The organism is Photorhabdus antumapuensis, assembly GCF_020387775.1.
In the GTDB taxonomy this organism is placed as follows: Bacteria; Pseudomonadota; Gammaproteobacteria; order Enterobacterales; family Enterobacteriaceae; genus Photorhabdus; species Photorhabdus antumapuensis.
Window position 1 is genome coordinate 32691 of sequence record NZ_JAHZMK010000012.1, and the last position, 13435, is coordinate 46125.

Genomic DNA, 13435 nt, shown 5'->3' on the forward strand with positions numbered 1-13435 from the left:
CTGTCAAAGTTAGACTTTTTTTTGTTGTTTTCTCATTTGATGTAACGATATAACGCAACTGGCTTCTAACTCGAACCAGCCAGACGCGACCTCACTCGCGCCTGTCCAGCGGTGATAGAACCGGGCTAAACGTTCATCATTAAGGGGAGAATCAACCAAAGTATTAACTTGACCATAAAGTCGGCTACCCGGCCCAAGCACAGCCATCGTTGCTGTTGCCAACAGATAAAGAGGCGCAAACGGATTAGCAAGCCCTTGGCGCTGCCGAGTACGACGTAACATCACGATCCAAACTCGCGGTGCATCATAGCGCCAGGCAATTTCACAACCTTCACACCACACACGCCAGCCAAGAGGAATTGAGCTGCTCCCCATACAGTGAGGCTGTACCGAATAACCTTGCTCCTCAAACCAAGGAGTCAACGGATCACGGTTCATAGACACACCCTACCAAGCGGTTGGATATTGATCTGTTGAGTCAACTCTTGATACGAGAGCACTGGCAAGCCGTGGTGATCACCTTCAATTAACTTACGTACATAACGGCGAATATCCATTGATACGATCAACACCGGCTTATTTTGCATTTGCGTTAAATCGCCCACCGTTTTTTTCATCTGTTCAAGGAAGCTTTGCGTTACCGCCGGATCTAGTGCCAGATAACTACCCGCGCTCGTTTGACGAATACCTCCCCGGATCTGCTCCTCTACCTGCTGATCCAACAGATAGGCGGGCAAGATGTTGTTGCCATTAGCATACTTGTAACAAATGTAACGCTTAAGGCTACTGCGAATATATTCCGTCAACTGCACCACATCTTTTTCCTTCTGGCCCCACACCACCATAGCTTCGAGAATCGTACGTGTATTACGAATAGAGATGTCCTCTCCAACCAATCGTTGCAGTATCTCCGTCATCCGTTGCAATGGGATTATGCGCATAGCCTCCTTGACCAACTCCCCATAACTACCTTCCATCTGTTCCAGAAGATAACGGGTTTCCTGCACACCAATAAAATCTTCAGAGTACTCCCGCAACACATGTGACAAATGCCAGGTGATCACTTGAGACATGGATAAAAACGCCAGCCTTGACTTAGCCAAACGTTCCTGATGTGCTTCGGCTACCCACAGGGTAGGCTGATTAGGTAATAGCGGTTCCCCTTCTTCATAAGGGATAGCCAGTAACTCCAACTGACTGACCGGTTCCTGTACCAACAAATGTGCTGAACGCAACCGACCTCGGGCAACAGGTACCTCTTGTAGCTGGATTAGGTATTCTCCCGCCTTCATTCCCTCATTAAAGCGTAAGTGGATACCTGGAAAGGGTACGCCCAAATCTAAATAGAGCGCGCGTCGTACTCGTATTAATTCATCATTCAGTGAAATAGCTTCCAGTTCAGCCTGTAATCCCGCATCCACATCAATAAGTAAAGGAACCGTCATAGCAAATTCCTCTTTCTCACCCAATTTTCCAGTTTTGGCCTTACTGCCGCTCTTAGGTTTAGGTTTGGCCGCTGGTGCACCTGCCCCCTGAGCTAACAAGCTAGGAAGATCCGTTTGCTGGCTGGCATTAGCTTGTCGCTGACGCTGAAACAGAAAATAACCGCCACCCGCCACCACCAGTGCAAGGATTAAGAAAGTTAATGTAGGGAATCCAGGAATAAGGCCAAATAGCACCAATAAAACACCGCCAATCAATAGTGCCTTTGGTTGAGCAACGACCTGATCACCAATCTCACTACCCAGATCAGAGGAGTCTTCCGACGAAACTCGGGTAACAATGATGCCTGCCGTAATCGCAATCAACAGGGCAGGAACCTGAGAGACCATACCATCACCAACGGTCAAAATGGCGTAGAGCTGCAATGCATCGGACGCTGACATCCCTTTCTGGGTGACACCTATGGTTATCCCGCCCAAAATGTTGACAAAGATGATGAGGAGACTCGCAATCGCATCACCCTTAACAAATTTCATCGCACCATCCATCGAACCAAACATCTGGCTCTCTTTTTCGATAATGCTACGCCTCTCCCTAGCTTCATGGACGTCAATAACACCAGCACGCATATCTCCGTCGATACTCATTTGCTTGCCAGGCATGGCATCAAGAGAAAAGCGAGCACTAACCTCAGCCACCCGCTCCGAACCTTTGGTTATGACGATAAATTGTACAATAGTGATGATCAAAAAGATGACTATCCCGACAACCAAGTTGCCACCGACAACGAAATTACCGAAGGTATAGACTATCTTACCGGCATCCGCTTGCAGGAGAATCATCCTGGTGGTACTGACGGAAAGCGCCAAACGAAATAGCGTTGTCACCAGCAAGACCGCAGGAAAAGCGGAAAATTGTAAAGGGGAATTTATATAGACAGCCATCATCATGAGCACAACAGAGATGGTCATATTAATGGCGATCAAAATGTCAAGCAGGATAGGGGGAAGCGGCAACACCATCATGAAGACCACAGCTAGCAACAACATTGCCAACATGATGTCTTTACGCTCGCCAATCAGGCGCAATAACTCAAACCCACGGTTCATAACAGGGCCTCTTGAGCGAGATAACGCTGATAAGCACTGCGTGCTTCTTCCAGATTCCCTTCCTGTTGACAGGCACGGCTAACACAAAGCCAGAGGGCGGCGCTTTGTTCACCCTGCTCTTGTAAGAGAGTGCAATGTTCTTTTGCTATGCTTCCCTCTTGCAGTTTAAGTAATGAAACCACCAAGGCACGACGCCCTTCCTGATGTTCAGGATGCAAAACCAGTAATGCATCCAATAAAATACGAGCTCGGTCAGGATGACCGTATTGAAGTTGAAGCCAGCCGAGTAGCAACAGAGCGCTCTGCTGTTTAGCACTGAGAGTCATGGTCATACCTTGTGCAACAGGTGCAGAGCCATCTGCAACAACTGTTCATCTTGATTCATCTTTTCCAACAGGGAGACAGCATGCTGTACCCTAATGTCATTACCTTGTTGCAAAATTGTACGCAGACCACTAACAGCCTGACGAAAATCATGTGGACGCAACAGAGAGTGAAACCCATCTTGCGGGCAAGCAAAAGCCAACAAAGCCTGATCAGCCTTGTTGGCCGGATAAAGACGTGCGGCGTGAGTCTCAACGGATTGACCATCGGGCAATAACGCGTAACGATCGGGTAAGCTAACCTCTATCTCTTCCCGACTGATCGCCGTTAGTTGTTCAATTCCTATATGGGCGGCAGCGATTTTGCTCACGAAGCGAGCACCTCACTCTGTACTCTTAGCAAAGAGCGAAATGCCTGATGCAGCAAGGGCAAGGTTATATGTCGTTCATCTAATGTCACGAACAATAACAGACGATCTTCTCCCAGCCAGCCACAGCGCAAGGGCAGTTCGGGCCCCTGACCACTGAAAGTGAGCAGCATCGCCTTAACCATTACCTCTTTTCCCTGATGCCAAGGAATCTCACGAGCCAGCCAAAGTGTTAACGCGCCACCATAGTGCTCAATTTGTAACGTACCAGAATATTCAAAATCGATTTGGATCAAGGGGCTAGAAGCATCAGACATCTCCATACCTAAATCCTGACAAAACTGGAGTAACTGTGGCTCTATCCAGTTCATGATGCTCCCTCTCCCGACCACAATTCGTCTTCTTCTCTCTCAATTGCTGTATCTAGCGCCAGTTGACAAGCATTAAGCAGGTTTTGGCGCTGTTCTTCATCACTGAACACTTCTACCGGAATCAATCGAATCAATCGTTTCAACTCCCGGTAGAAATGAATTTGAGCTTGGCTATCCTGCAATCCCAAAGCATGACCGAGCATTTCAACATCCCGCACATTGGCCCAACGTTTCTCAACCAGAGAAACGACATCCCCCATAAGGTCAGAAGGCCCGTATGCCATGATTTTCTCCCTCTACCACGCTTTTCCATAAATGCTCAACCTGAACCGATAAACTGTTAAGCAAACGGAGTTTATGCATGTCACTCATCACACGTTCCAACTTAATAGGATCAAGTTGCCGCTGTTGGCTGTCCAGATCAGCACTCAACGCTTTCATGATGAATCCTGTTACTTCCATCAGGGAACTACTCTTGAAATTGGATTGAATATCCCGCCAGGCAGCCGACAACCCTTGATAATCCATAACTGCATCACGATAGATGTTGCGCAATGCTTGCAAATTACCAACCCCATTTCTAGCGGCTGCCGTGGCATCAGGCGTAATGCGAGCTCCCAACTCGATAGCAATTCCCTGCTCTTGCGCTAAACGTGACAATTCCTGTTCAACTAATGTCAATATGGCATGTGCCTCTGGCCTGCCTGCCAGCGCATCGCGGGCCTGACTTAGCGCATAGAATTGCTCACTCACCTCTCCAGAGAAACTTTCCAGATAAGCCTGTAGTTGAGCAATATTAGTCAACTGAGCGCTATTTAAGTGAGAGATCAATGCGTTGACTTTTTGTTGACGCTCTAAATCTGGCACCTTCTGCAAATATTCACCCACCAGCGCCTCAATTTCTCGCACCCTGGCATGTCCATCGCTAACTTTACGTTTAGAAAGTGGCATATCCTTGCGTTCCGAAAATGCAAAAGTCATCTCTTCGGCCGCATCAGCAAAAGACTGGGATGCTGATACCAACACGACTTTCTCTCCCTGAAATTGACCTACCTTAGCCTGTTCTTGTTGTGCGGTAACCCCGGCACCCAGTTCTGATAAAGTTACCGAATGAAGATGATTCTGGATAATATCCATAGTCTACCTTGTCATGTCAGAGTTAATAATGAACAAATTATAAAGATACCGTCCCAGTGCCTATGCCAAAATCAGTCGTGAATTTTTAGCAAAACCCGCCGTAACTCAAGGAAAAGCCCTATTGCTCTGATATAAGACTTATAAAACATGAGCAACACGCTGTGAATAAAATAGAAAATTTCACCGATAAAGCAGAGAACAGCCAGGTAAACTCCAACCATTTTCTAAAAACTCCCGACTCAGATTGCAATCTCTTCCTCCTTCCCTTCTTTATAGTATTCGTAGCAGAGGTTATATAAACGATCATGAAGCTTTCCCTTGACCATATTCCCGGCAAAATGCGCCACGCCATTAATGAATGCCGACTAATTCAGATTCGCGGCAGGGTTACTCAGGTCACGGGTACACTACTTAAAGCCGTTATTCCCGGTGTGCGGATAGGTGAACTTTGTCATTTACGTAATCCTGATAACTCGCTGTCACTTTTGGCAGAAGTCATTGGGTTCCAACAACATCAAGCCTTGCTAACACCTCTTGGCGAGATGTTTGGTATTTCTTCAAATACTGAAGTGAGTCCAACCGGAGCCATGCACCAAGTTGGCGTAGGTGACTACCTGTTAGGGCAAGTCCTTGATGGGCTAGGTAATCCATTTTCCGGCGGTCAATTACCAGAGCCACAAGCCTGGTATCCAGTTTACCGAGATGCGCCGGCCCCCATGAGTCGCAAACGGATTGAGCACCCGCTTTCTCTCGGTGTACGAGCTATTGATGGCTTACTCACTTGTGGTGAAGGTCAACGTATGGGGATTTTTGCCGCAGCCGGTGGCGGAAAAAGTACGCTGTTATCTACGTTGATTCGTAGCGCCGAAGTCGACGTTACTGTGCTGGCACTCATCGGTGAACGTGGCCGTGAAGTGCGGGAATTTATCGAATCAGATCTCGGTGAAGAGGGGCTAAAACGCTCAGTGCTGGTGGTAGCAACCTCAGATCGCCCAGCAATGGAGCGAGCTAAAGCAGGATTTGTCGCTACATCAATCGCTGAATATTTTCGTGATCAAGGCAAACGTGTACTCCTACTGATGGATTCAGTGACCCGTTTCGCCCGAGCGCAACGAGAAATAGGTTTAGCTGCCGGCGAGCCGCCAACCCGACGTGGTTATCCCCCGTCCGTGTTTGCCGCTTTGCCACGGCTAATGGAACGTGCTGGTCAATCCGACAAAGGTTCGATTACCGCCCTCTATACCGTCTTGGTGGAAGGCGATGACATGACAGAGCCTGTGGCAGACGAGACCCGCTCTATTCTTGATGGTCACATTATTTTGTCACGTAAGCTGGCTGCGGCTAACCACTATCCAGCTATCGATGTGTTACGTTCCGCCAGCAGGGTGATGAATCAAATTATCACTCCTGAACATCAGGCTCAGGCTGGCCTGTTGCGCAAATGGCTAGCTAAATATGAAGAAATTGAGCTCTTGTTGCAGATTGGAGAGTACCAAAAAGGGCAAGATCCCGTTGCCGACACTGCCATTGCGCGCATTGAAGCAATACGTGGCTGGTTACGCCAAGGCACCCATGAGCCAAGTGATTTACCGCAAACCTTAGCTCAATTACAGCAGATAACAAAATAATGATTAGCCGTTTACAACGCATAAAAGCCTTGCGAGTTGAACGTGCTGAAAAACATTTTTCCTTGCAACAAACGAAACTACAAACGGCCCGTCAGCACCATCAGCAGGCTTTGCAAACCTTGCAAGATTACTGTCAATGGCGAATAGAAGAAGAACAACGGCTTTTTGAATTATGTCAGGGCCAACCTATTGACCGCAAAGGTCTTGAACGCTGGCAGCAACAAGTTGCCCTGTTACGCGAAAATGAAGCGCAACTGGAAAAACAAGTGGCTGAAATGACCGAAAAAGTGGAGCTGGAACTCCGTCAATTACAAGAATGTCAACGTGTACTGCACTACGCACGCCAACAGCAAGAAAAATTTAATGAATTGGGTCGCCAGCAACAAGAGGCGATCCGTGCCCAAGGTGAATACCAGGAAGAGCTGGAACAAGAAGAGTTCCATCGCCAAGAAAGAGTGTAAAACAGAAGAGTATGAACCCACTGACAGCCATCAGCAAAGGTGTCTCCTCCCTCCCAACGTCGTCCCCCACAGAGGCAGACGCAGATTTGCAACGCCGTTTCGAGCTAGCTATCACCTCTCACGCAGCCAACACACGCCAGTCAACCACACGACGGGCGGAACAACCGTTAACCAACACGACAACAAACAGTAAAACTGCCGATCAACATGCCACACATGACTCAGATGAGGAGCAGCCCTCATTCGACTCTCCCCAACCGGCAATTCTGGCACTTGATGATCCACGCAAGCAAGCCCTAGCATTGTCAGGTCATAACAGACCTACATTGCCTGAAAATCAGAAAAAAAGCTTATCAAGCTCCGTTCATCACCTTAGTGAGATCGCTAACGAGATAAGGCAGTCTCTGCCAACACCCGAAGTCCCAACACGTCAGTCAAACCTGAACACCTTGTCAGCTTCTGACCTAAAACCGGTTGATATCATGTCCTCTTTGACTTCTTCTTATCCTGACACAACCGAGATTCCTGTACTGCAAGACGCAAACGATGAACTGGCATATCATACAGTTATGCAAACAACGCCTGGCCGATCCCCATCTCAGCCAGACACACAACACGGTTCCACTCTTCATCAACAGACAGACCCGACTTTATCTATACCTGCCCGCTATGCCAACGAAATCAACACTACAGAAAGAAAAACACTAGCTGAAATCGAGACATACCATTTGTTGGTATCAAAGCCAAAAGAGTCCGACTCTCAATCCTCTCACTCTGGTGGATCAGAAGGGAAAACACCTTTCTTCCCACAAACACAACTTCTGCCGGGGGAGCGCATCCTCGCCTCGATGCAAGCAACTTCAACCATATCTCCTCTTTTGGAAGCGTTGATCGACAAACTGAGTGTGGAGATCAGTATCGAACTAACACAGCAGCAGCGTCCGGCGACATTACATCTGACACTCCCTAGCTTGGGGGAGCTTGAGATCCAACTCACCAACGAGCATGGCAAACTTCAAATAGAGATTTTGGCGAATCCCGCCGCTCAACAACTCTTGAAACAGGCACGTTTTGAACTGATTGAACGTTTACAGCTTCTTTACCCAACACAAACTGTCGAACTCTCCCTTCCGTCTCAAACGGATGGTGAACACGGATCACGTCAACGTCGCAGTGTATATGAAGAATGGAAAAAAGATGCATGAATAGCCTGGCCTTATCCAAAGTTTCATTGGAAGAATTAACGCTGCATCAAACCCTGAGTCGCCACCAGCAACAATTTAGTTGGGATAATAGCCATCTCTCCCTAGATGTGATCTCCCCTCCCCAAACGTTAGACAGGGTACTGATCGCCCATTGGCAGGGACAAACTTTTTCCTTTTACTGCCATGCAGCCGAGCTAGCGCTGTGGCTCGCTCCTGATCTACAACAAGCGGACCTCACATCACTCCCTCAAGATCTGCTGTTGGCACTACTGGAATATCAGAGCAAAGTGCTACCCACTCTGTCATGGTCAGCACTAAGTACCACGTCAGAACGCCCTTTGTCAGCTTGTTTACGACTACGCTTTGAACGGTCAGGGGCCACATTGCCGCTCTGGTTACCAGAGCCATCCCCTTTAATTGCCATATTGCCAAAACGTCAACTTGGCGAATGCCTGCCTATTCCATTACGACTTTCTCTACAATGGGGGGCAATAATCCTGACTTTAGATATGTTTCGTACTCTGGAATCAGGGGATGTGCTGCTACTGCCCCCACAGCAACAATCAGATGACCCTTTATTAGTACATCTGGAAGGACGCCCTTGGGCCTATTTTAAATCCCATGACCATAAATTGGAGTTAATCACTATGCACACACCTTCTCCTGACAGTTCTGACAACACTCTGCCAGTAACAGACTTAAACAATCTGGAGGTTCATATCAGTTTCGAAGTGGGCCGTCAGACCTTGGATCTACAGACACTCACCAGCCTGCAACCCGGCTCATTACTCGATCTTGGTGTTCCTTCAGACGGTGAGGTTCGTATTCTCGTCAATCAGAAATGCCTGGGCTCAGGGCGGTTGGTGGATATTGAGGGACGTCTGGGAGTAAGAGTCGAACATCTCTCCGTGGAGAAACAATCATGATCCAACTACCGAACGAATTGGATCTCATCATCGGTCTGGCTTTACTGGCTCTGCTTCCCTTTATTGCCGTGATGGCAACCTCTTTTCTCAAACTGGCTGTGGTATTTTCCTTACTGCGTAACGCGTTGGGCGTACAGCAGATCCCACCCAACATGGCTATGTACGGATTGGCCATTATCCTCACTATCTATGTGATGGCTCCAGTGGGTTTCGCTACTCAAGATTACCTGCGTCAAAATGAAGTTTCATTCAGCAATGCGCAATCAGTCGATAAATTTGTGGAAGAGGGCCTGACACCTTACCGGAATTTTCTCAAACAACATATTAAGCCCAGTGAACGTACTTTCTTTATCGATAGTACCCGACAAATTTGGCCAAGCCAGTATGCAGATCGGCTAGAACCAGACAGCCTATTGATACTGTTACCTGCCTTTACCGTCAGTGAATTAACCCGGGCTTTTGAAATTGGGTTTCTTCTTTATCTACCGTTTATTGCAATCGATCTCATTATTTCTAACATTCTGCTCGCAATGGGGATGATGATGGTTTCTCCAATGACTATCTCTCTTCCTTTCAAATTACTGTTATTTGTCCTGCTTGATGGCTGGACACGCCTGACACATGGCCTTGTTATCAGTTATGGAGATTGAATATGAGTAATGCTGATATTTTGCATTTCACTAGCCAATCTCTCTGGTTAGTGTTAATCCTTTCCCTACCACCGGTACTCATGGCTGCGGCAGTGGGAACATTGGTCTCGTTGATCCAAGCACTCACCCAAATACAAGAACAAACATTGGGTTTTGTTATCAAATTAGTTGCGGTCATTATTACCCTGTTCGCTACAGCTACCTGGCTTGGCAACGAACTCTACAGCTTCGCCAATATGACCTTTCTTAAGGTGCCACTGATCAAATGACCCTACCAGAGCTCCAGCAGCAAATACTTGCTTATACCCTGTTGTTACCACGCATCATGAGCTGCTTTGTGATATTTCCTGTGCTCAGCAAACAGATGCTAGGTGGTGGGTTAATTCGCAACGGCGTTGCCTGCTCACTGGCCCTTTATGCTTACCCAACAGTAGCCGGTAGTCAGTTGCCCACATTAGGCAGCCTGGAATTGACGCTGTTGCTCGGTAAAGAAGTCCTGCTTGGTCTGCTCATCGGCTTTATCGCTTCTATCCCATTTTGGGCTATGGAAGCCACGGGTTTCATTATAGATAACCAACGGGGAGCAACAATGGCTTCAGTGCTTAACCCTTCCCTGGGAAGTCAAACCTCCCCCACAGGTCTGTTATTGACTCAAACACTGATCACACTTTTTTTCTCCGGCGGCGCTTTTCTTGGCCTGCTTGGTGCCCTATTTCAGAGTTATAACAGTTGGCCGGTAACGCAATTTTTCCCCCAAATTACCGACCAGTGGCTCCACTTTTTCTATGGACAGTTTAGCTATCTACTACAACTCTGCGCTTTAATGGCAGCCCCTTTGCTAATTGCCATGTTTCTGGCAGAGTTCGGACTGGCACTGATTAGCCGTTTCGCTCCTTCTCTCAACGTTTTCGTGTTAGCAATGCCGATCAAAAGCGCAATTGCCAGCCTGTTACTGGTTATCTATATCCAGTTATTGATGCACCATGCCCATGATAAGGTGCTGTTAATTCTCTCCCCGGTACGTATGTTAATCCCTATCCTGGAGACGCCATGAGCGGAGAAAAGACTGAAAAACCTACCCCAAAGAAACTCAGAGATGCCCGGAAGAAAGGCCAGGTAACCAAAAGTAACGAAGTGGTATCTAGTTCCTTAATCCTAGGGCTGGTCGGCATGATGATGGTCATGTCTGAATACTATTTGGAGCATCTGAGTAAACTGATGCTGATCCCAGCTAATCTGCTGGACAAACCTTTTCCCCAAGCCTTCAACCATGTGGTTGAAAACCTGATGCAGGAGATGGTCTACCTCTGCCTGCCAATTCTAAGCGTTTCCGCTTTGCTATCGCTGGTATCACACTTCGCTCAATACGGTTTTCTACTTAGTGGACATTCCATCAAGCCTGATATTAAAAAGCTCAACCCTGTTGAAGGTGCTAAGAGAATCTTCTCTATCAAGAGTCTGGTGGAATTCATCAAATCGATACTTAAAGTAGGGCTGCTCTGTACCTTGGTCTGGGTGACTCTGGCAGGCAATCTACAAGCATTACTGCGCCTGCCAGAGTGTGGGGAAGAATGCATTATCCCTGTACTCGGAATAATGTTAACCCAACTAATGACCGTATGTGGCATGGGGTTTATCGTGATTTCTATTGCCGATTATGCCTTTGAACATTACCAACATATTAAACAGCTTAGAATGAGCAAAGACGAGATCAAACGGGAGTATAAAGAGAGTGAAGGTAGCCCAGAGATCAAAAGCAAACGACGCCAATTTCACCAAGAATTACAATCAAGCAATATGCGCGCTAGCGTCAAGAGTTCATCAGTTATCGTCGCCAACCCAACTCACATTGCGGTAGGTATCCGTTATAAGAAAGGAGAGACACCGTTACCCCTTATTACACTCAAGTTCACCGATGCGCAGGCCCTACAAGTTCGACGTATTGCCGAAGAGGAAGGTATTCCGGTATTACAACGCATTCCTCTGGCACGAGCACTTTATCAAGATAGCCTGATAGATCACTATATTCCGGCTGATCTTATCCAAGCTACCGCAGAAGTTTTACGCTGGCTAGAACAGTGGCAAGATCGTGCTTCCGAGCCGTAACCTGTTCCTAAACAACGTTTTTTGGCGGCCATACTAAACATATATAAACTGAACATTGGCGTTTAAAATACTTCGCCAATATTCAATACAAATGAAATATAATTCAGATTCGTTTCTTAAGCATTACGATTCAATTACATAATAACAACAAATTTAATATAAATAAAAATTACTGCTAATAACCTAACATTATATAAACAATATTATAATAAACAATCCAATTCGGTTAGGTTGATTTTATATTTTTATCGATTGATCAAATAGCTGAAACCAGATTGAATTTATTATTAAGTGATTTATATTACACGTAGCTATTTGGATTTCACTTTGCGCTGACTTCTATACCAGTTAATTCGTTAATATTACTCTAGCAATCATCCATTACAATTACTAACGTATTATGCATCACTAATAGATTGCCTGAATAAAAAGGAGATAACTATCAGTATCAGCCAAGACACAAGGCTCGGTTTATAACTATCGGTTTATAATTATCGGTCTATAACTAAGGGTGCAAAATTTATAGGCAATCGTTATCGTGCAAAAAATGATCGCTTTTTTACTCTTCGTTTATAAAGTGTTTATAAAACGTGAGAATAATACGATATTTGGACCAAGGAACATAATAGGCCCACTAGCAAAAATCATTTTAATTAAAAGGTGCTATAGTTAACCATCAGGTTAAATACGTAGAACTATTCTTGCTGTCTATTTAAGGCAGCGAAACTAAAGAAAATATCTATTAATAATAATAATGTGATTTGTATTTTTAAGACATACACCAACAGATCCAGGACAATAGAATGAACGGCATCACAACATCAGGGAAGGGAATGGATATCTCGCTATTCCAGCGTAGCATGCCTGCTTTTAACGTTATAGAGCACCCTCAAGAAGGGATATATATCCTGCTCGAAGGTGAAATGACATGGCAGGACAGCACCAATACCTACGATATCTCCCACAACGAATTGCTTTTTGTTCGTCGTGGCAGTTATGCAGCAAAAACGCGCAGTGATACCTGTAAGCTACTCTGGTTGCCCCTGAGTACCCCTTTTCTCCACAGTTTTCTGCAACGTTTTGGTACTCTGCTCAGTGAAGTTGAGCGGCACAATATGTCAACATCCGAATTAATTGCATTTACCTCGTCGCCTCTGTTATCTCAAAGTATAAATGGGTTGGTCGATCTACTGGCTCACGATTACCCCACAGCTTTGGGTCAACTCAGAACAGAAGAGTTGTTATTGTTATTAGCATTTGGAGAGCAAGGCACTTTGCTCATGTCAGTATTACGACAATTGAGCAATCGCCAAGTGGAACGTTTGCAAAGTTTTATGGAAAATCACTACCTTAAGGAGTGGAAACTCAGTGAATTCGCTAAAGAATTTGGTATGGGATTAACCACTTTCAAGGAGCTGTTCCGTTCGGTATACGGGATATCACCACGCGCCTGGATCAGTGAACGCCGCATTCTTTATGCACATCAGCTACTACTCAACAGCGAGATGAGTATTGTTGATATCTCGATGGAAGCAGGATTTTCCAGCCAATCCTACTTCACTCAAAGCTATCGGAGACGCTTTAATTGCACGCCCAGTCGAGCCAGGTATGGCAAAGAGTAACGATTGGCTAAAATAATCTGACGTTTTTTACAAGTTAACCGTTGGCCTGACAGATAAAATAAGGCCATTCCTAATTTAATCGACAA

The 13435-nt window shown here is 46.1% G+C and carries 16 protein-coding genes; 9 read left to right on the forward strand and 7 right to left on the reverse strand.

The window, feature by feature from the left end:
• Positions 1-9: 9 nt before the first annotated feature.
• From KZ793_RS03600 to sctW, 7 genes are read right to left on the reverse strand one after another with little or no spacing between them, the layout of a single operon-like run.
• Positions 10-438: an LcrR family type III secretion system chaperone gene (locus KZ793_RS03600; RefSeq protein ID WP_225813584.1), complete on the reverse strand. Its 429-nt coding sequence runs from the start codon at positions 436-438 to the stop codon at positions 10-12.
• A complete protein-coding gene (sctV, locus tag KZ793_RS03605) occupies positions 435-2552 on the reverse strand; it encodes a type III secretion system export apparatus subunit SctV (RefSeq protein WP_225813591.1) in 2118 nt (705 codons plus the stop codon). Before sctV ends, KZ793_RS03600 begins: the two co-directional genes overlap by 4 nt.
• Positions 2549-2878: a type III secretion system chaperone SctY gene (gene sctY, locus KZ793_RS03610; RefSeq protein ID WP_118985017.1), complete on the reverse strand. Its 330-nt coding sequence runs from the start codon at positions 2876-2878 to the stop codon at positions 2549-2551. Before sctY ends, sctV begins: the two co-directional genes overlap by 4 nt.
• Positions 2879-2880: 2 nt before the next feature.
• Positions 2881-3246 (reverse strand): YscX family type III secretion system protein SctX, encoded by a 366-nt coding sequence (gene sctX / locus KZ793_RS03615; RefSeq protein WP_112879040.1) that lies wholly within the window; start codon positions 3244-3246, stop codon positions 2881-2883.
• A complete protein-coding gene (sycN, locus tag KZ793_RS03620) occupies positions 3243-3614 on the reverse strand; it encodes a type III secretion chaperone SycN (protein WP_225813593.1) in 372 nt (123 codons plus the stop codon). The genes sctX and sycN overlap by 4 nt, the downstream gene beginning before the upstream one ends.
• Positions 3611-3898: a TyeA family type III secretion system gatekeeper subunit gene (locus KZ793_RS03625; protein ID WP_118985019.1), complete on the reverse strand. Its 288-nt coding sequence runs from the start codon at positions 3896-3898 to the stop codon at positions 3611-3613. Before KZ793_RS03625 ends, sycN begins: the two co-directional genes overlap by 4 nt.
• Positions 3879-4751 (reverse strand): type III secretion system gatekeeper subunit SctW, encoded by an 873-nt coding sequence (sctW, locus tag KZ793_RS03630; RefSeq protein ID WP_225813595.1) that lies wholly within the window; start codon positions 4749-4751, stop codon positions 3879-3881. Before sctW ends, KZ793_RS03625 begins: the two co-directional genes overlap by 20 nt.
• Before the next feature lie 305 nt (positions 4752-5056).
• Between sctW and sctN the strand changes: the two genes are divergently transcribed.
• From sctN to KZ793_RS03675, 9 genes are all read left to right on the forward strand, one after another.
• Positions 5057-6379, forward strand: coding sequence for a type III secretion system ATPase SctN (gene sctN / locus KZ793_RS03635; RefSeq protein ID WP_118985021.1), 1323 nt, complete (start codon positions 5057-5059; stop codon positions 6377-6379).
• Positions 6379-6840 carry a type III secretion protein gene (locus KZ793_RS03640; RefSeq protein WP_225813597.1) on the forward strand — a complete coding sequence of 154 codons (462 nt, stop codon included), beginning with the start codon at positions 6379-6381 and terminating at the stop codon, positions 6838-6840. The genes sctN and KZ793_RS03640 overlap by 1 nt, the downstream gene beginning before the upstream one ends.
• Positions 6841-6851: 11 nt before the next feature.
• A complete protein-coding gene (locus tag KZ793_RS03645) occupies positions 6852-8045 on the forward strand; it encodes a type III secretion system needle length determinant (protein ID WP_225813599.1) in 1194 nt (397 codons plus the stop codon).
• Entirely contained in the window at positions 8042-8971 is a 930-nt protein-coding gene (sctQ, locus tag KZ793_RS03650; protein ID WP_225813601.1) for a type III secretion system cytoplasmic ring protein SctQ, read from the forward strand. The genes KZ793_RS03645 and sctQ overlap by 4 nt, the downstream gene beginning before the upstream one ends.
• Positions 8968-9621 (forward strand): type III secretion system export apparatus subunit SctR, encoded by a 654-nt coding sequence (gene sctR / locus KZ793_RS03655; RefSeq protein WP_113024615.1) that lies wholly within the window; start codon positions 8968-8970, stop codon positions 9619-9621. The genes sctQ and sctR overlap by 4 nt, the downstream gene beginning before the upstream one ends.
• A 2-nt stretch (positions 9622-9623) precedes the next feature.
• On the forward strand, positions 9624-9890 hold the full coding sequence (gene sctS, locus KZ793_RS03660; RefSeq protein WP_049582485.1) for a type III secretion system export apparatus subunit SctS: 267 nt from the start codon (positions 9624-9626) through the stop codon (positions 9888-9890).
• Positions 9887-10675, forward strand: a complete 789-nt coding sequence (sctT, locus tag KZ793_RS03665) for a type III secretion system export apparatus subunit SctT (RefSeq protein WP_225813603.1) — start codon at positions 9887-9889, stop codon at positions 10673-10675. The genes sctS and sctT overlap by 4 nt, the downstream gene beginning before the upstream one ends.
• Entirely contained in the window at positions 10672-11727 is a 1056-nt protein-coding gene (gene sctU / locus KZ793_RS03670; RefSeq protein WP_225813605.1) for a type III secretion system export apparatus subunit SctU, read from the forward strand. Before sctT ends, sctU begins: the two co-directional genes overlap by 4 nt.
• A gap of 803 nt (positions 11728-12530) precedes the next feature.
• On the forward strand, positions 12531-13349 hold the full coding sequence (locus KZ793_RS03675; protein WP_397443571.1) for a helix-turn-helix transcriptional regulator: 819 nt from the start codon (positions 12531-12533) through the stop codon (positions 13347-13349).
• Positions 13350-13435: the final 86 nt, after the last annotated feature.